At 55.8% G+C, this 15,337-nt stretch carries 20 protein-coding genes; 1 reads left to right on the plus strand and 19 read right to left on the minus strand.

Translation table 11 applies throughout. The annotated features are described in order from the left end of the window. Window positions 1-162: tail fiber assembly protein (locus Xmir_RS17480; RefSeq protein WP_208620458.1), on the plus strand; the 162-nt coding region annotated here is incomplete at its 5' end. Between the two features lie 25 nt (window positions 163-187). On the opposite strand, the gene Xmir_RS29470 is transcribed toward Xmir_RS17480, so the two are convergent. From Xmir_RS29470 to Xmir_RS17575, 19 genes are all read right to left on the minus strand, one after another. Then, window positions 188-1,375, minus strand: coding sequence for a phage tail protein (locus tag Xmir_RS29470; RefSeq protein WP_244170969.1), 1,188 nt, complete (start codon window positions 1,373-1,375; stop codon window positions 188-190). Window positions 1,376-1,379: 4 nt separating this feature from the next. Next, window positions 1,380-1,940 (minus strand): YmfQ family protein, encoded by a 561-nt coding sequence (locus Xmir_RS17490; RefSeq protein WP_099115409.1) that lies wholly within the window; start codon window positions 1,938-1,940, stop codon window positions 1,380-1,382. Further along, window positions 1,937-2,998 carry a baseplate J/gp47 family protein gene (locus Xmir_RS17495; protein ID WP_099115410.1) on the minus strand — a complete coding sequence of 354 codons (1,062 nt, stop codon included), beginning with the start codon at window positions 2,996-2,998 and terminating at the stop codon, window positions 1,937-1,939. The genes Xmir_RS17490 and Xmir_RS17495 overlap by 4 nt, the downstream gene beginning before the upstream one ends. Next, on the minus strand, window positions 2,998-3,348 hold the full coding sequence (locus tag Xmir_RS17500; protein ID WP_099115411.1) for a phage GP46 family protein: 351 nt from the start codon (window positions 3,346-3,348) through the stop codon (window positions 2,998-3,000). The genes Xmir_RS17495 and Xmir_RS17500 overlap by 1 nt, the downstream gene beginning before the upstream one ends. 64 nt (window positions 3,349-3,412) lie before the next feature. Continuing rightward, a complete protein-coding gene (locus Xmir_RS17505) occupies window positions 3,413-4,066 on the minus strand; it encodes a phage baseplate assembly protein V (protein ID WP_099115412.1) in 654 nt (217 codons plus the stop codon). After that, the gene (locus Xmir_RS17510; RefSeq protein WP_099115413.1) at window positions 4,066-5,268 is read right to left on the minus strand and encodes a phage baseplate assembly protein; all 1,203 of its coding nucleotides are present in this window, start codon (window positions 5,266-5,268) and stop codon (window positions 4,066-4,068) included. Before Xmir_RS17510 ends, Xmir_RS17505 begins: the two co-directional genes overlap by 1 nt. Beyond that, a complete protein-coding gene (locus tag Xmir_RS17515; protein ID WP_099115414.1) occupies window positions 5,252-6,700 on the minus strand; it encodes a DNA circularization protein in 1,449 nt (482 codons plus the stop codon). Before Xmir_RS17515 ends, Xmir_RS17510 begins: the two co-directional genes overlap by 17 nt. After that, window positions 6,697-8,928: a phage tail tape measure protein gene (locus Xmir_RS17520; RefSeq protein WP_099115415.1), complete on the minus strand. Its 2,232-nt coding sequence runs from the start codon at window positions 8,926-8,928 to the stop codon at window positions 6,697-6,699. The genes Xmir_RS17515 and Xmir_RS17520 overlap by 4 nt, the downstream gene beginning before the upstream one ends. 3 nt (window positions 8,929-8,931) lie before the next feature. Next, window positions 8,932-9,129, minus strand: a complete 198-nt coding sequence (locus Xmir_RS17525) for a hypothetical protein (protein ID WP_099115416.1) — start codon at window positions 9,127-9,129, stop codon at window positions 8,932-8,934. After that, window positions 9,129-9,467, minus strand: a complete 339-nt coding sequence (locus tag Xmir_RS17530; RefSeq protein ID WP_099115417.1) for a hypothetical protein — start codon at window positions 9,465-9,467, stop codon at window positions 9,129-9,131. The genes Xmir_RS17525 and Xmir_RS17530 overlap by 1 nt, the downstream gene beginning before the upstream one ends. Continuing rightward, window positions 9,467-9,841 (minus strand): phage tail protein, encoded by a 375-nt coding sequence (locus Xmir_RS17535; RefSeq protein ID WP_099115418.1) that lies wholly within the window; start codon window positions 9,839-9,841, stop codon window positions 9,467-9,469. Before Xmir_RS17535 ends, Xmir_RS17530 begins: the two co-directional genes overlap by 1 nt. A 10-nt stretch (window positions 9,842-9,851) precedes the next feature. After that, window positions 9,852-11,282, minus strand: a complete 1,431-nt coding sequence (locus tag Xmir_RS17540; RefSeq protein WP_099115419.1) for a phage tail sheath C-terminal domain-containing protein — start codon at window positions 11,280-11,282, stop codon at window positions 9,852-9,854. Further along, window positions 11,275-11,472, minus strand: coding sequence for a hypothetical protein (locus Xmir_RS17545; protein WP_099115420.1), 198 nt, complete (start codon window positions 11,470-11,472; stop codon window positions 11,275-11,277). Before Xmir_RS17545 ends, Xmir_RS17540 begins: the two co-directional genes overlap by 8 nt. Continuing rightward, window positions 11,469-12,119, minus strand: coding sequence for a DUF1834 family protein (locus Xmir_RS17550; RefSeq protein WP_099115421.1), 651 nt, complete (start codon window positions 12,117-12,119; stop codon window positions 11,469-11,471). Before Xmir_RS17550 ends, Xmir_RS17545 begins: the two co-directional genes overlap by 4 nt. Continuing rightward, window positions 12,116-12,544 (minus strand): gp436 family protein, encoded by a 429-nt coding sequence (locus Xmir_RS17555; RefSeq protein WP_099115422.1) that lies wholly within the window; start codon window positions 12,542-12,544, stop codon window positions 12,116-12,118. The genes Xmir_RS17550 and Xmir_RS17555 overlap by 4 nt, the downstream gene beginning before the upstream one ends. Before the next feature lie 2 nt (window positions 12,545-12,546). Beyond that, window positions 12,547-12,882, minus strand: coding sequence for an HI1506-related protein (locus Xmir_RS17560; RefSeq protein ID WP_099115423.1), 336 nt, complete (start codon window positions 12,880-12,882; stop codon window positions 12,547-12,549). Beyond that, window positions 12,882-13,790, minus strand: a complete 909-nt coding sequence (locus tag Xmir_RS17565; RefSeq protein WP_099115424.1) for a Mu-like prophage major head subunit gpT family protein — start codon at window positions 13,788-13,790, stop codon at window positions 12,882-12,884. The genes Xmir_RS17560 and Xmir_RS17565 overlap by 1 nt, the downstream gene beginning before the upstream one ends. A 9-nt stretch (window positions 13,791-13,799) precedes the next feature. Then, a complete protein-coding gene (locus tag Xmir_RS17570; RefSeq protein WP_099115425.1) occupies window positions 13,800-14,195 on the minus strand; it encodes a hypothetical protein in 396 nt (131 codons plus the stop codon). Further along, complete coding sequence (locus tag Xmir_RS17575) at window positions 14,195-15,298, minus strand: phage protease (protein ID WP_099115426.1); 1,104 nt, start codon at window positions 15,296-15,298, stop codon at window positions 14,195-14,197. The genes Xmir_RS17570 and Xmir_RS17575 overlap by 1 nt, the downstream gene beginning before the upstream one ends. Window positions 15,299-15,337: the final 39 nt, after the last annotated feature.

Genomic DNA, 15,337 nt, shown 5'->3' on the forward strand with positions numbered 1-15,337 from the left:
GCGATGCATGCTATTGCACCATTACAGGACGCCGTTGATTTGGATATCGCCACCGATGCCGAACAATCTGCACTAACCGCATGGCGTAAATATCGGGTGTTGCTCAATCGGGTGGATTGCTCTACCGCGCCCGATATCCAATGGCCGGAACAGCCAAAATGAAAATAGGGGCGCAATGCCCCTATCATCATTCTGCCTCAGTTAATTTTCTTTGCCGTTGATTCCAGATAGAATTTTCCGGCATCTGGACACGGACAGAAACAGACCTGCCATGAGGGATATCAATCAAATCCCCGTCAGCGTAGCCCTCACGGACATTTCTGGCGAATGCTGGAGCGTTAGCGTGCTCTCTGTGGTAGGTCATTAGTTTGATGGAACCGTCAGAAAGCACTTTGTAATCAACCCAAATCAGCGGCAATTTGTTTTTACACAGTGGTATCTCAACCCCACCATCGGCACCACCCCATGCAGCATCAGCATTGAATCCCAGCACGTTTTTGATGAGATAAACGCCCTCAGACAGACGTTCAACCACTGCGCCCTCTGACTCGTCGTTTGTCTCAAATTTCCCATCATTCCAGATTGTTATGATGGGGCTGGCTTTTTTTATGAATCCGTCAATAACAGTGGTGTTCACGGTACCCCACGCAATATTCCATTTACTCCACTGGCCATACTCTAGATAACGAGTGGCCATTCCCGCACTGTCCACTTGAAATTGTGCGACCACGCCCCTGTTATCGCCGCTGCCGTGACGTGTCATCACCATGATGGGGGCGTGTGTGTTGTAGTAATTTTTAGCATTAAAGCCACCGCCACCGTACCACCCCGTTACTGTCAGTGAATTTGCGTCAGCGATTGTTGTTATACTGGGATAGCCTATCGGTACAGTTCCGATACCGTAATCGCCCAATTTCACGGTATCCGACAAACCAAGGTTTTTCACAAATGCCTGTTTATCGAGAATATCCGCTCCGTTCTTCGATTTTTCGAGGCGGGTATTGGCATTCTGGTTTGCCGCGATCGCCGAGTCATACACCGTTTTAACCGCCCTTGATGTGGCTGCATCGGTTTCACTGTTGCTATAAACTGCATTGCTCAGGGACACAATTCCCGAACGGCCTACAGCCGCCGCAGGAACGGAAATTTTGATTAACTGGCTGATGGCTTCAGCCAATTGATTTTGCTTTCTGGGGTCTGGGGTAAACCCCGCTTTCGTCAGAATGTTTTTGCATTCCTGCTGGAGATCCCTAATCGCGAATTGCGTATTGTTTAGCCATAATGCGGGAACAATCGTGCCAAAGGCGCCTGTGGTTGGGTCTCCATCATGAAATACATTGTCAGGCGTGTTAATTGTGGGCATTAATTCTTGCATATTCCTATTCCTGATATGTGAAGTGACAGAATGTATGAGCGGGTTTCAGTTCGTTAAAAATTGACTCAATAACGGGTTCGCCAAATGATAATAATCGCTCGCCCGCGGCTGAACTGCCCGCCCTGAATCGGTAGATTTGGGTGCGTGCGCCATGAATGTTCACCACCCAGAGCCACAACGCGTCCGGGTGCATCAATCTGTCACCGGCGCGGTTGATGCCTGCCTGAAAGGGCTGCGGTTCGCTGATGGTGATCTGATAACCCAAACGGGCAGCCAGAGAGGTAAAGTAAGGGATTGACAGCCCGCCGGTTTCGGCCAGTTTCAGTAAGACCATTTCCAGCCGTTGCTGATAGTTGTGTTTTGCATCGGGGGTGATGCCGAGAACGCGCTCCCAGTCGGGCAGCAGCGACTGGGCAAAGAAGGGGGTGATAGCACCACTGACACGATGGGCACTTTGTCCTGCCAGCATTAACTGACGGGCTTCAGCCTCCAGTTCGGCATCTAAACGGGGCGCGTCCAGTGCATAGCTGACAGGCGGTAGTAGCTGTTTTAACAGGGATTTCATGAAAAACGCCTTACATTGACATTACCTGTGCGCAGCCATTCCAAATGGTTCTTATCCACCAGGGCAATCACGTTACTGGCCGGTGAGGTAATGCGACGGTCACGAATGCCGGGGATCAGCGATATACGCATTTCAACCTGGCTGCGGATTAACGGCTCACCGGGTGCCAGCCGTCCCACAACATCAATGATCACATTCCTGATCTCATGGTTAGCCAATTCCAGTGTGATGCCGTCCAGAACGACCTCAATGGCAAAATCCACTGGCCGCAGTGTGGGTGCCAGCACCAGTGAGTGCCTGGCGGTAACCGGGCGAACATCATCAATATGTGCCTGTACTGCCTTGATAATGTCTGCTGAAGGTAAACCATCAGCTGACGTGATGGCGATGTCCACCGTGCCCAGACCCCGGCGCAACGGGTAAACAAACGCGTTGGTGACGCCCGGTATTTCCAGTGCCCAACGGCGATAATCGTATTTATTGCCCCCGGCGGGCGGGCGACGAATGATATCCAGCAGACGGGCTAACAGACTGGCGTCAGTCTCGGCATCAGTGCCGCCGGTCAGTGTCTGAACGACAACACGGCTGTTAATGCCCATTGGGGCGCTGACCAGTTCAGCATTTGCAGGGGATGACAGGTTACCTGCGGTACCGGACAGGTTAGCAACAATAGGGACATTGGCCTGTCCATGACTATCAAGAGTGACAATAGCCGTGGTTTTGCAGGAAACAGTTTCGCCGCGCAGTTCTGCACCTGCGGGCAAGGTTGCCCCCGGCGAACCTGTCAGGCTCGCGGTGCCCGTTGCAGTAGTTGCGGGTTTGCGCGTCAGGTTACGGGTACGGGCGTGCAGTTCCAGATAGTCACTGTCAGCGGTGTCCGGGAAAATTTGGCGGACAATCCAGCTTTGATGTTGATAAATCCCCTCGGCCACACTCGCCACCGATGAGGCACGGGCATAGTAATCACTGTCAGAGCCGATATCGGCATCCGGCAATTGGTTCTTAATGTCCCGTAGCAGGTCATCGCGGATTTGCTGAAATTCTGGGGTGATCCACATCAGGCGATTCTCACGGTGTGTTTAAAAATGTGCGTCTGTTCTGCCGCATCGGTGATTTCAATCCAGAGCAGCGCCCGTTTGTGCTGGTCACGATGGACAGTGACACTCATTGATGAGGCCCGGCCATCATCCAGCAGTGGCTGTAACGCCTGTTCGGCATACTGACGGGTTAAGACGTAAATGCGTGACACGTCTTTTTCACGTGTCAGTTCATGCAAACGCGAACCCAGTGAAGGGTCAGCCCAGTAACTGCCCAGTGGCGTCATCAGCCGCAGGTAAACGGCATTTTCCAGGCTCTGGGTTCGGGTTCCGGTGTAGTCGCCCGTTCGGGGATTTAATAATCTGTCCATGCTGCACAGTGTGGCAGCATGGGTAAATATCAGCAGTTGAGGGGGTTCAGCAGACGATGCGGGGTTATGGTATGGCAGAGCCGGTATTGCCGCCGTTGTGGCCGTTTGTATGTTTGTGGCCACGCAAGGAAATATGGCCGGCTTGTACGTCTCCGGTGGTGTTATAGTTACCGGACGTCTGGCTGATATTACCGCTAAACGTGGCCCCTTTACCACCCCGAATCGACATACCACCGTTACCTGTGATTTGCGCCATTGCCGTCAGTTGCTTGCTGGTTGTCACCATTGGCGTGTTAAAATCGGCTTTGGTGGCGGCATTCACTTCAAATTCCTGGCAGTTAACACGATAGGTATCACAGTCCACTTCAATAAGGCGGCCACGCTTCAGCACAATCTTTGCGCCCTCATCAGTGTAAACTGCCACCTCACCCGTCTTCAGTCCGGCCAGACGGTAAGCGCCGTTCTCCGTGGCAATGACGATACCGTGTGAGGTTCTGCCGTTCAGGGGCAACACTATTCCCATTGTGCCGGGCGGCGGGTTGGACGTGTAGCCGTACTGCTGGAAGAGTTCCTGCCCCTGAAGCTGCTCGCCCGCCAGGCCTTCAGCTTGGATCGTCTGTACCTTGCCGCTGCTGTCGGTCGTGCCTAACACCGCCCTGAAAGCCATTCTGATGCTGTTTAACGCCTGATTAATACGCTGGTTAACCTGTTGCCACATTATTGATTCTCCCACACGGGCACCGCCCTGATTTGGTCTTTGCCTTTCTTCTTGCTGCCTTTTTTCGTGGCTGGATACGCATCAGGTATCCAGACACCATCTTCTTTAAACCGCAGTAATGTCGTTGCACCATCCGGGCGGCCACCAATGAACTCGCGTCCCATCAGGAAGTAGATGCCATCAATGCCATGCAGTTCGCTCTGGATGCGTACCCGCTGCCCCGGTTGCCACAGTTGTCCCTGTGGGGTTCGGTGGCCGGATACTTCAGCCCGGATATCCAGCCCCGTCAGACGGGCATCGGCCATTGCCTTGCGGACGCGGTACTGCAATTGTTTCTGGTTGTCCACATCACCATGAGTCAGGATTTGCGGGCGGTAATAGGGCACGGTGGGGTCAGTGACCTTAATCCGGTAATTATTGTGCCCGGTCTTCGCCCCACTGCCTGAATCAGGGGGCGCGGCGGAGACAGTGAACGGTTGGAGGGACATCAAATCCACCGGCTTGATTTGCTGGTTATCGGTTGTGGAGGCATGACCCTGTGCCAGCAGGGTTAATTCAGAGAAGCAGCCCTGGATATTGCGAATGTCTGACAGCGAGATCAGGTTATTACCCTGGCCGTCACGGCGCATGATGAGGTCAGCAACGGGGGCACTGTTATAATCCGGGCCACCAATGACCAGCGTGCCATCCGGATCTAGCCACGGCCAGACACCCCGTGCCGCTGCTGCCCTTGCCAGTGCGTCCCATGCCCGTTCGCCGGGTTCGATATGTACCCGGTCATTGCGTGTCATGCCCTGGGCCTGAATGCGGATGCGGGTGATCCCCAGCGGACGAACGATGCTGGCAATGACCTCATCCAGATTTAACTGGCGGGCACTGAAGACCGGGGCGGCACAGTCCACCAGAATGGCGGCATCATCACGGCCGCTCAGGCTCAGTGTGACCCCGCGGCGGGAAACGTCCCGCGTGACGCTGTCCACCCGGCCGGACAAGATCACCGTATCACGGATTTTAGCTATGACCGGAGCACCACGTACCGCATCCGCAGGGAATGCGCCTTCAGTCAGGCCGAGTGATAATTGCCAGGCATCTGTTGCCTTCAGAAAGTCACTGTCGATGCGGTAGCGCTGCCAGCCACGGTATGCCTGACCATTCAATAACAGGACAGGTTTATCATTGGCGTAGTTATCGGGTATAGGCATTCAGGACATCTCCGGTTTTGAGGGCATTCGGATCACGTAACCACGGATTGAGGCGGGCCAGTTCTGCGGCACGGCGATAGTCGCCGTACCATTCATGGGCCAGCATATGCAAATTGGTGGTTGAGGCCGTCACGGTTCTGCGGGTCAGCGGCGGGCGGCGGTTCATCACGATGATCGACAGGGTCTGCAACTCCAGCGCGATTTGTTTCAACTGGGACACGACGCCCCGCCACAACAGGCCGACAGGCTCGCTGTCTTCACTGATGCGCCGGGTGCTGGGCTGGTATTGTGTCCGCACTTCAGCAATGGCGGTCTGAATGGATGATCTGACAGTATTGACCATATTGGTCATATCCTCCGGTGACAACTGGTCAGGCTGGATTGCGTCAGACAACACCGCCGTTGCCAGGCTGGCCAGTTCTCCCGCCGCCATGACCTGATAGAGTGCACTCAGATCACGCACGTCAGCCAGACTGGCATTGGCAGGCATCGGAACGGGGGCGGCGATATCACGCTGAACCAGTGCCGCCGGTAATGCCGTTAACTGGTTCACAACGGCCACGCTGTCCCCCCAGGCCGATAATAACGTTGTTGCACTGACGCCCTGACTGAGTATGGCGGCAGAGGTTGCCGTACCCGGCAGATAGCCGTCATGCGGGTTGCGTGGGGCGGGCGGGCTGGCAGCGTGGACACGATTACCGCGGCTGCCTGAAGAACCTTTTCCCCCTAAGCGGATGACACCGGGGAATTTGAGATTCAGTAAATCCCCGATGCCGCCCGTCCGTACATCCAGAACGGATTGCAAATCATGCACAAAGGCGCGGGGATAGTTGAGATAATCCACCCCCTGACTGACCACGCCCGCGATTTCTCCGCGCATGATAGTCAGGGTGTTCAGCATACCGGACAGGGCTGCCTTGCCTTTGGCCAGATACTGCATATTGTGGTGTACGGGAGCCATGACCTGGTCAAATAAATCGGCAGATCGTCCGGTCAGTTCAGTGATGTTATCAAACAGGCTGTCACCTAATTGCTCAGGGTGTGCCGAGCCGTGTAGCTGAGTCCCGGTACTGGATTCCAGAAAGACCAGTTCCACATGACAACTGTCCGGCCCTTCCGCTTCATGCTGGATTTGATACTCAATACATTGTGCCCGGGGAACCGAGCCATAAATCGGGTGTATCAGCTCTCCCGTTCCGGGGGTGTCCAGGGCCTGAATCAGGGTGTCTAACTGACGTTTGTAATTGTCACCCCACAGGAACGCAGACAGGCGGAAGTTACGTGCCTTGCGGCCTAAATCCATCACATCCGCGCCGTCAATAAAGGGATATTCGTGGTCGGTATGGTCACGGGAAATACTGTCCTGCGTATGGAGGACATCAAATTTCACCCCACGAAATGCCGCGTCTTGCAGATCATCACGCCAGCTCATGGATAAATGCCTCCGGTGCCGCGTCCCGCCTCAGTAGCATTGTATTGGTTGGTGGCTTCAGCCAGTACGCGCCCGTCCAGCGTCAACTGGGAATTGATGGTAATCGGTGGCAGGGGCGGCGGCGGGGTGTTGGCGGATGTTTGTTGGGGGGCATGGGCCGTGGGTACAATTCCCGCTTTTTCTACATCCTGCTGGGACACGGGGGCTTTTTTGATGGACAGTTCATCCTCAGCGCCAAACAGGGATTTAATATCGCGCCAGGCATCTTTTGCTCCGGCGGTGCCGTAATACGCTTTTTCGAACTCGGTCAGTTCACGTCCCAGACGCTGGCGCAGTTCAGCCAGTTTTTCATCCTTGCTCTGAATTTGAACCAGAGGAAAATCCAGACCGCCCTGATAGGCCGCCAGGCCCGTTCCCAGCACCGGGATAGCCCGTCCCGCCGGCGTGGAGAGCAGCCGTGACAGGCTGCCGGTCAGGCCACGGGTGGAGGTGCGCAGCCAACGGCCAAAGCGCCCGAAGCGGCCACCCCCGCCACTGCCTCCCCCTGGGGTTGCGGTGCCGGCGGGAACCGAATTCCTGCCCGTGATAAATTTAATGCCGGCAAAAGCGGCGGCAGCAACGGCCATCGCTTCAATGGCGGTGGTTGCACCGATAACGGTGGTGGTGAGGTTCGGGAACTCTTTGCTTAAATCCGTGAACCGTTGGGACAGATCCCCGACGACCGCTGACAGGGGTTTGACTGCTTCCATTTCAGCAAAATCTTTTGCATTTTTAGCTTGATTTAATTTGAATTCTGGGTCAGCAGAAACAACCTCAAAGTTGATATCCCCCGCACCCTTCCCTGAAGCAACATTTTTCTGTGCCAGTGCCTGATTACGCACATCCATCATATATTCACGCTGGGAACGTAACCCAATTAATGCCATTAATGCGCCCTGATCAGCAACTAATTCACCAATGGCTGAACCTTCTGCAATCTTTGTCATTGCAGCCATTGCTTCTAATTTCTCTGGTTCAGAAGTTTTGCTGGATTCAATTTTTTTCTGTAGTGCTTTGTATTGTGGGTTATTGGCGGTAATCCGATCAGTTAACATTAAAAAAGCATCTAACGGGTTAATATCATGTTCACGTGCTTGTGTTAATGTTCCAGACAAATCAATACCATATTTATCGACTTTGATTTTTTTCGCAGTTTCTGATAATTCACGACTGTTAAGTTTTAGTAGTAAATTCATCAGATTATTTCCTGCCTGATCATTTGTGCCAGCCGTGGCAACTGCTGCCTGATTGGCTGCCAAGACTACGGCAAAATCATCCAATCCTTTCATGCCCAAGCTATTTGAACCTGACAATTGTTGTGATAACCACCTTGCCATATCTGGTAATTCAAATGCACCAGCTTGTCCAGCTGTAATCCCCATATCTAGCGCTGTTTTCATACTTTCTTTTGAGGTAATTCCAAAGTTTTTCCTCAGAGCAATAACCACCCTGGCGAGATCCTGAACATCAACCCCGGATGCTGAACTGTATCGCTGTAACAGTGGCAAGATATCTTTAACAGTTTCGCCATTGAACATACCAGATGACAGCAAATCACTCAGTGCTTGAGCCGCTGTTTCTTTTGTGCCACCACCTTCAGATACGGCTTTTCGTATCATATTATCCAGATCCTTTTTACCCTCGATACGTCCTTGCGCATCACGGTCTGCAAAGGCGGTGTTTGCCATGCTGGACAATGTGGCTTGATATGACATCTGGTTTTTTATCGGCTTTGCCATCACCATGCTACCCGCAACCAATCCCCCTCCCACGGTCATTATTTTATTACCAAACGCCCCCAGCTTTGTCAGCCGGCTGACCCCCTGCATTTCATTGCGCAGGGCAGCTATACGCTGGCGCATGGCATCATAGGCGCGCCCCTGTTCGGCGGCGGACAGGGTGCCGCTGCGGGCCAGGCGGTTATAACTGGCGATGGTACGGGTGATCTCCCGCTGAATGGAACGCTCGGCACGGACGCCCAGCGTTTCGCGGGCACGGTCATCACGCGCCTGACGCCGGGCGGCAGCGGTCATCTCCTGTAAGGATTTGCGTCTGCGCTGACGTTCCCGGTCAGCGGCCTTGCCGGCCTCCTCCGAGCCTTTGACCACATCGCGCAACAGTTTGATGACCTCCTTTGATGCGTCATCACGGAACGAGACTGCCAGTGATATTTTGAGATCACGCGCCATAAATTACCCTCGTTGATTTGGTGGTGGTGTGTGCTGCTGACGCTGACGCAGGGACCTGACCCGCTTGCGGGGGGTGTTTTTGGCAGGCGCCCCCTGGAGCTGGCCCAATGCGGCCAGCCAGCCATCCAGTTCGGGGCGGCTCATCGCCAGGATGCGTTCATGACTGATGCCGTATTGCCCCAGGGCAATACTGACCAACATTATTCCGCTGCGTCGCTCGGTGGCCGCAGCCGCTTTTTTTTAATGCCGGCAATGGCCTGTTCCAGCACATCAAAATCCTCACTGGTCAGCTGATCCAGCAACAATTCTGTTGTGATGTCAGTCACGGGAATGGTGCCCAGACTCACCAGGCATTTTGTCACGACGGCCATCCGGTAGTAGAGGTCGGCCTTGTGGCTGTCAACCGTGCCACAGACGGATTCGGCGTCGTCCAGAGCTTCGTAGCTCTGGCGCATGGTCGGCAGCCGGACTTCAAATTCATAATGCAGACGGTCGCCATGTTCAACGCCGTACAGCAGTTTTCCGGTTTGGGTTATCATCACTCAATGACCTCGCGTAAGGCAGACATTTTGATATCGCGCTTGGCTTCGTTATCCACGGTGTATTTCGCGCCCACTTCGGTCGTGAAACAGTCCAGGTAAGAGGTGCGGCGCCCCCCTTTGCCCGTGACGGGGTACTGGGTGAGTTTGACGCCAACCAGATTGCCCCAGTCCAGATCGCCATCCAGCGGAATGACCACCGACAATGACAGGTCATAGGTGGCAATGCCGGCGGTGTAGCCTTTGGCACGGCCTGTCTTGTTCATGGTCTTGACCAGCTTGCGTCCCGTGTTGATTTGCACATCCAAATCAGTCACTTCAATCTCACGGCCATCGACTTCCAGCACAATTGCGCCGACATATTCTTCTAACATGCGTTACCCCTTATAAGTACAGGTCAATACGGCCGGCAAACACATGCAGGCCATTGACCACATCGGCCGGAATTTCCGCATCCAGTCGGTTCGGATCTTTGTCGTTGCGCTCGACAATCAGCTTGTCCTTGTTCTCCTCAACCTGTTCCAGAATCTCGCTTTCTTCCAGCTTCAGCAGCACATCCAGCAATTCAGAGCGCACTTTCTGGCGTGTCCGTTCATTGAGCTTGTCGCGCGGAAACCGCTGTGAGATGCGCTCACGGCACGCCTTGCGGGTGTAGTCCAGGGTGCGGAGGGTGGTTAAGTCCAGCAGGGAAATATCATCCACCCCTTCGGCGTTCCGGGTATAGGTGGTGATTGCCCGGACAATCTGCACCCGGTTACCGGCGCCCACCTCAATCGGGGTCAGGCCGTTATGCAGTGCATTTTCCTGTTCGTTACGGCTGGAACGGTGCGTCACGGGCGTAATATCCATGCCGGTTAACGGCAGCGTATTGAGCGGGCGTGCCGGATCTTCCTCGCTGGCAATCACCGCACCGTAGGCTGCCGCCAGTTCCGCCGGCAGTCTGGCTGAACCGGGATACCAGCCGAGCGTCAGACGGCCATCATTGAGATTGCCCGCCAGCGTGGTGCCGGTGGCCAGTGACCCCGTCCAGCCCGCGACCCCGATTGCGCCGCGCTGTTCCATCGCATTGCCGGTTTTGTCCAGATGGGTACGCAGGGCCAACAGCGCCGCCGGGGTACTGAACGGGGATATCAGGATTTGATGTCCGGCAGCAAAAACCGCATCCAGTGCCGGCTGAATATCGGGATCGTTTTCACCCCCGGTCATGTCGGACAAGGTGATGCCAATGCCTTTGGCGGTACATTCAGCCTTCAGACGGATGGCATTGCCAAATTCGCCCGCCTGACGGGCCGTTAACGCAATCCCATACCGGGACGCATCGTCCCCCTGATTAACAGACGCTGCCGTTACCGGCAAAGCCGTCGCGGCGGTCACGGCGTCGACAACGGCCCCGTTGAGGGTGGCCAGACTGTCGCCGGATTCAACGGCAATATCCAGGCGTTGATCCCCGACCCATAAATAGAGGGTGCCGCTGCCGGTGGCGGGGCCTGTCAGGCTCAGGGTGGCACGGGCGGCCTTGCCCGCGGCGGCGGTCTGGATGCCGATCACCTGCAATTGCAGATAGCTGTTGGCCTGAATGGCCGCCCGTGCCATCAGGTGCGCCAGTGACCCCGCACCGAACTGGCGGGCGGCTTCATTATCGGAATAGATATCCAGTGGCGTCAGGGCCGCCGCCTGGGCCTCATCCCCCATGGGCGCGATAATCAGGACCCGCTGCGGGTTGCCCGGCAATGTCCGGGTGGCCATGCGGGTATTAAATTCAAAATACTTGCCCGGCTTGCGGAGGCTGGACGGAATGGTATCAAAACTAATCATGCTCTGGTTTCCTCAACTTGCCCGGCCTCGTACTGGCGGGCGGGACAGGCACTAAGTCGCCCGTGGTGATCAGGCGGCGGTAATAAGCGGTATCCGGCACGGTGACAGGAACGGATTCAATATAACGCCGTGACTGATTTTCCTGCGGCACCCGCAGCCCCGTTGCCGCGATGACAATTAATGTACTCATGTTTTTTTCCTGAGATTAACCCAATCTGCCGGGTCATCCGGGGTGCCGACGCCGGGCGGGTCGTAGTGCATGCCGACCCGTAACAGGTCAGGATCGGGCGGGGATACCTGCCCGTGATAGTGGTTGTACAGCCAGTCAGGATGATCCCGGTCGTGGGTTTGCACAGGCCATGCCCCCGGCGCCAGTGCCGTTTCCAGCCATTGGGTGTCGAACTCACAGGCAAAGATGGACAGCGCCCGTTCGGCCACGGACGTATTGAACAGGGTTCTGACCCGTCCGGGCATCAGGGGCGTGATTTTCAGTCCCAAATCCTGCCCGGTCAGCAACCGCCTGACGGCATAGACCAGGCGATAACATCCCACCTCATTGACATTAACGCCACCCTGACGGGACGTGGATTCACTGCGGGTGCTGTAATCCCCGACAATCACCACAAACTGCCCGGTGGGTCTGTACTGCCGTTTTGACAGACTGGTGGGGTCGGTCTTGCTGATCCCGCCGAACGTCACCCACGCCGCCGGCAGTTCCCGCACAATACGGCCTAAATCCTCGTCGATTTCCCCGCCGTAACTGGTCACGGCGCGGGTCATGTTGCCCAGTCCGGCCGCCAGCCGCTGACAAATGGCCTGTTCAATCCGGGTGATCAAAAGGCACCTCCGCCCGTCGCGTCACGCCCGAACTGGCGGGGGCTGCTGCCAAACGCCATCTGGGGGGTGGACTGGATAATCTGCCCGCGGTCGTTGCGTCCCAGACTGATTTGCCCGGCGGCGACTTTTTCCAGAAAGCGGATCGCATCCTCATAGCGCAGACGCATCTCTTCCGACAATATCCGGTGAGCCGTGGCCAGATGGTAGCGGGCGATATCACAGCAGCGGCCGACCAGAATACGCGGTGTATCCGGCCACGGTGTGGCGTAGCGCCCGACCAGATAGCCGTCGATTTCAGCACTGGCCCGGGTTAATGCGGCGTTCATGACGGCCTCATCAATCTGCCCGGTCATGCCCGGGTCGCAGAGACTGCGGCATTCACGTTCACCAAAGGCCAGTATCATGTCGTGCTGGGTGGCGTACATGCTCAGGACTCCTTTTCTGTTCTGGCGTTCTTTTTCATGTCCTTATTCAATTCCGCCAGGGCTTTTTTCAGGCTGTCACGCTCTGCGGTCACGCTGTCCAGGGCGTTTGTCAGGCGTGAGACTTCGTCGGTCAGCCCCGCAATCTGCATCTGGGTATCCGCAGGTTGTGATGGCCCATCGCCCTCACTGACAACGGACACAACCAGCATCGGCTCAGCTTGCAGTTCGGCCAGTTGAGCCGCAGTAAAATGGTCATCGGCATAGGATGTGGTGATATCACGGTGCGCGAGACCACAGCGGCGGAAACCATCAACTTTTGCGGTAATCAGTACAGGCATTACGCTTCCTCCCCGGTTGAGCCATAGGCGGTCTGCCAGAACCCATAACCGCCTGCGGCACGGGCTTCGGCCCCGAACTTCAGCTTTTTCCTGGTAAACACATCATCACTGTCCAGACTCGTCTGTTCGACCAGCACCGGCGCTTTACGCTCCTGGTAGATAAACGGTTTAACCGGGTGAGATGTGTCTAACAGGAACCAGGCGTCGTCGGAGGTCAGGCGCGGTTCTACCACCACGGTCGCGGTGCCTTTATAGATATTGGCCTTGCCGTCTTCCAGACGATCCACCGTCATCAGGGCGTTGGCGGTATCTTCCAATGCCGGCGGCACCAGCAAAATATTCGGGTTAATCCTGAGCGGGCGGCCTTCGTCGTCCTTCATATTGCGCATGGCGGTACGGGCAGCGCCGTAGGCGGCTTTCGCTTTCGCCAGTGAATCAATGGATAATTTTTTCCGCCCCTTGTTGGAGACAGAACGATGACCGACCGGATGGTCATCATCAAAGAAGTACTGCCCATCGTAACAGGGGCGTTCGAAGCCCAGATTGACCAGTTCAAAAACAATATCGTCCGGCAGCTGTGCCGCAGAGCTGCCCGCCCCTTTTGCCTGAATGGCATATTGCCCCGTCTCGTCGTCTTCGATGTCGTTGCGGTCAACTTCAATCGTGGTTTCCCAGTCGTCGTTGACAATCGTGTATTTGTGTCCTTCCAGCGACTTAACGGCTTTTTCCCCGATCCATTTACGCATTGCCGGGAAATTGGACAGCCAGGTATACAGGTTTGACTTTCCGGTTGACGGGACTTTCATCGCCACTTTTTCCCACTGGGTGGGGGCGGTCTCCATCGCGTTCTGGAACGTGCTCTTAATGGCGATAAACAGCACGCTTAAATTGGATTTATTAACAATCATCAGATTTTCCTATTGAATCAGAACCAAAACACCATCACGGACGGACACTTCCAGCACCCGGCCGACCACGGGCAGATCACCGTCTTTGGCAGCCCTGACTGTCACACTGTTGGTCAGGGTGCACGGTTGACTGACCTGTGCCTGGGTCACGGGTTGGGCGCTGTCGTTATCGAAATAGAACGCCCGGCCACGACGCACCCGGACATGACAGGCCCCGGCCTGACCGTCACGGTTATCGGCCGCCTCATCGGCCACCCCGAGCACGGTTAAGCCGGCTGACGCTGTTGCGGGCACCGCCAGCCCGTTGGCATTGGCACACACCAGATGGCCGCCGCCAATCCGGACGCCCGCTGCGCAGGGCACGTTAAATAATTCACCATCGCGATGGGGGGTATTGCGATCCATTAGCGTTCTCCCAGTTGTTTCTTGATGTCGTCAGGTGACAGACCAAACTGATTGCAAATGGCGAGGGCATCCGCGTCCAGTTCCGCTGTCTGTGTTTGGGTGGACTGCACTGCGGCAGGTGTCTGTCCCCCCGATTGCAACGATGACAGCGCGGCAATCGGTTGGGCCTTTTCCAGATGGGTCGTCAGGGCCGCAAAATTCGTGCGCCCCAGCTCTTTCGCCCAGTCCTCCAGAGCCGGTGTCAGACGGCCATCACTCAGCGCCGCCTGCACCAGACTGTCAACCTGGCTCACTTGTGCTTGCTGGCGTTCGCTGTTCAGTTGTGCCTGAAGCTCCTGATAACCGGCAATGGGCACGTACTTGGCCGGGTCATAGGCTTTTGATGACAGGTCGGCAATCTGGGTCTTCTGGGCTTGCAGCAAATCGAGCAGACCTTGACTGGCTGCCGTGGCGGTGCCCTGACCGTTCGAAATTAAATCAATGGCTTTTTGCAGCTCGGCGATGATATCTGCTGTCGTCGCGGTGGCAGGCAGATTGAGCATCCAGCGCAAATTGTTTAACAGTTCCTTGATGAGTTCGTCATCCACGGAATGATCCTCCGGTTGTGGGGTGTTCAGGGCAGCCAGTTGGGAAGCCGCGGCTAACATCACCGCGTCCATCCCGTCCAGTGCCGGGGTATTGGTCAGCGCCGAATGCAGTAATGCGGTGACGTGACCCTGTTGGTCATACAGAAATACGGGGGAAATGAATTTGTATTCGTTAGCCGCAATGGCCTCGCGCGCCTTGTCTGTCCAGTCGACATTGATAGCGTACAGCCCTTCACCTTCGCGCCATTCCAGTGTATGGAGCCATCCGGCCGCCGGAGCCGGCTGGCCGTTTTTAATGGCGCGCAGCGTCTGGTGCTCATAGTCAATCACCAGCGGCGTTTTACGCGCGGTCACCTGTTGGATCAGGTTTTCCGCAATCTCGCGGGTCATCACCCAGCGGGCACAATCTGCCGGGCGGCCATCGTTGGCACGAAATTCGCCAGCCGGAAAGAGCTGGATTTCATTGTGATTGTTTCCCCGGATAACCGAGGTCAGGGCGGCAATGTTCGTTTTCATCCCCGCAGCATAACGGGACGGTGGAAGGGGGAGCGGTTG

This window comes from Xenorhabdus miraniensis, assembly GCF_002632615.1.

Bases quoted from the DNA above. Each gene is read 5' to 3' on its own strand.
- Xmir_RS29470 (WP_244170969.1), bottom strand. From the start codon at position 1,375: ATGCAAGAATTAATGCCCACAATTAACACGCCTGACAATGTATTTCAT.
- Xmir_RS17490 (WP_099115409.1), bottom strand. From the start codon at position 1,940: ATGAAATCCCTGTTAAAACAGCTACTACCGCCTGTCAGCTATGCACTG.
- Xmir_RS17495 (WP_099115410.1), bottom strand. From the start codon at position 2,998: ATGTGGATCACCCCAGAATTTCAGCAAATCCGCGATGACCTGCTACGG.
- Xmir_RS17500 (WP_099115411.1), bottom strand. From the start codon at position 3,348: ATGGACAGATTATTAAATCCCCGAACGGGCGACTACACCGGAACCCGA.
- Xmir_RS17505 (WP_099115412.1), bottom strand. From the start codon at position 4,066: ATGTGGCAACAGGTTAACCAGCGTATTAATCAGGCGTTAAACAGCATC.
- Xmir_RS17510 (WP_099115413.1), bottom strand. From the start codon at position 5,268: ATGCCTATACCCGATAACTACGCCAATGATAAACCTGTCCTGTTATTG.
- Xmir_RS17515 (WP_099115414.1), bottom strand. From the start codon at position 6,700: ATGAGCTGGCGTGATGATCTGCAAGACGCGGCATTTCGTGGGGTGAAA.
- Xmir_RS17520 (WP_099115415.1), bottom strand. From the start codon at position 8,928: ATGGCGCGTGATCTCAAAATATCACTGGCAGTCTCGTTCCGTGATGAC.
- Xmir_RS17525 (WP_099115416.1), bottom strand. From the start codon at position 9,129: ATGTTGGTCAGTATTGCCCTGGGGCAATACGGCATCAGTCATGAACGC.
- Xmir_RS17530 (WP_099115417.1), bottom strand. From the start codon at position 9,467: ATGATAACCCAAACCGGAAAACTGCTGTACGGCGTTGAACATGGCGAC.
- Xmir_RS17535 (WP_099115418.1), bottom strand. From the start codon at position 9,841: ATGTTAGAAGAATATGTCGGCGCAATTGTGCTGGAAGTCGATGGCCGT.
- Xmir_RS17540 (WP_099115419.1), bottom strand. From the start codon at position 11,282: ATGATTAGTTTTGATACCATTCCGTCCAGCCTCCGCAAGCCGGGCAAG.
- Xmir_RS17545 (WP_099115420.1), bottom strand. From the start codon at position 11,472: ATGAGTACATTAATTGTCATCGCGGCAACGGGGCTGCGGGTGCCGCAG.
- Xmir_RS17555 (WP_099115422.1), bottom strand. From the start codon at position 12,544: ATGTACGCCACCCAGCACGACATGATACTGGCCTTTGGTGAACGTGAA.
- Xmir_RS17560 (WP_099115423.1), bottom strand. From the start codon at position 12,882: ATGCCTGTACTGATTACCGCAAAAGTTGATGGTTTCCGCCGCTGTGGT.
- Xmir_RS17565 (WP_099115424.1), bottom strand. From the start codon at position 13,790: ATGATTGTTAATAAATCCAATTTAAGCGTGCTGTTTATCGCCATTAAG.
- Xmir_RS17570 (WP_099115425.1), bottom strand. From the start codon at position 14,195: ATGGATCGCAATACCCCCCATCGCGATGGTGAATTATTTAACGTGCCC.
- Xmir_RS17575 (WP_099115426.1), bottom strand. From the start codon at position 15,298: ATGAAAACGAACATTGCCGCCCTGACCTCGGTTATCCGGGGAAACAAT.